This is a genomic window from Streptomyces sp. NPDC048295 (genome assembly GCF_040652135.1).
In the GTDB taxonomy this organism is placed as follows: Bacteria; Actinomycetota; Actinomycetes; order Streptomycetales; family Streptomycetaceae; genus Streptomyces.
Map to the genome: position 1 here is coordinate 1 of NZ_JBEZLL010000081.1, position 1,198 is coordinate 1,198.

A 1,198-nucleotide genomic window follows, 5' to 3' on the forward strand; every position below is an offset into this window, starting at 1 on the left:
ACCGCGCTGGGCCGGCTCCACGTGGCGGGTGTCCCGGTCGACTGGACCCGCCTCTACGAGGGCTCGGGCGCCCGCCGCATCGACCTGCCCACCTACGCCTTCCAACGGGAGCGGTTCTGGCTGGACTCCGAAACCACTGGTAGCGATCCCAGTCTCCTGGGGCTGGGTTACACGGATCACCCGTTGCTGGGTGCCACGGTTTTCCTTGCGGATGCCGATGCCGACGAGATCGTCATGACCGGCAGGCTTGCCCTCGGCAGCCACGCCTGGGTGGCCGATCACGGTGTGCTGGGCAGCGTCCTCCTGCCCGGCACCGCATTCGTGGAGTTGGCCATCAGGGCGGGAGATCAGGTCGGCTGTGACCTCCTGGAAGAGCTGACACTCCAGGCTCCGCTCGTCCTGCCCGAGCACGGTGGAAGGGCGGTCCAGGTGGCCGTCGGGGCCGCGGACGCCGCAGGGCGGCGTTCGGTCAGCGTCTACTCGCAGGAAGAAGACGCGGAGCCGAACCAGTGGACCCGGCATGCGGAAGGTGTGCTGGCATCAGGTGCCGTGGCACCGGTCGAGGGGCTGGCCGAGTGGCCTCCCCCCGGTGCCACAGCCATCGACGTGGATGGTGCGTACGACCTCCTGTTGGAGCGCGGTTACGGGTATGGACCGGTCTTCCAGGGGCTCAAGGCTGCCTGGACGTCGGGTGAAGAGCTGTACGCCGAGGTCGCTCTGCCGGAGTCGGCCCGTGCCGACGCCGAGCGCTTCGGCCTGCACCCTGCTCTGCTCGATGCTGCGATGCATGTGGCACTGATCGACGACGGTTCGCAGACCGATGAGTCGACGGTTCTGCCCTTTGCCTGGACGAACGTCGCTCTGCACGCCGCTGGTGCGTCGGTTCTGCGGGTGAGGATCGCCCCGGCCGGTCAGGACAGCGTGTCCGTGCTGGTCGCGGACGCGGCAGGTGAGCCGGTGCTCAGCGTGGGCGCTTTGGTCTCCCGGCCGGTGTCGGTGGAGCAGTTGGGGGCGTCGGGTGGTTCGGGTGCGTTGTGGGAGGTGGCGTGGCGTCCGTTGGCGGGTGCGGGTGCGGGTGCGGGTGCGGGTGCGGGTGCGGGTGCGGGTGTGGGTGTGGTGTGGTCGGGTTGGGATGAGTTTGTGGGGGGTGGTGTGGTTTCGGGTCCGGTGGTGTGTGAGGTGGATGCGGGTGGTGCTG

At 69.1% G+C, this 1,198-nt stretch carries 1 protein-coding gene; it reads left to right on the plus strand.

Features of this window, described 5'->3' with window-relative positions:
• Window positions 1-21 precede the first annotated feature (21 nt).
• The coding region (locus AB0D53_RS41665) for a polyketide synthase dehydratase domain-containing protein (RefSeq protein WP_362454756.1) at window positions 22-1,198 on the plus strand (1,177 nt) is incomplete at its 3' end.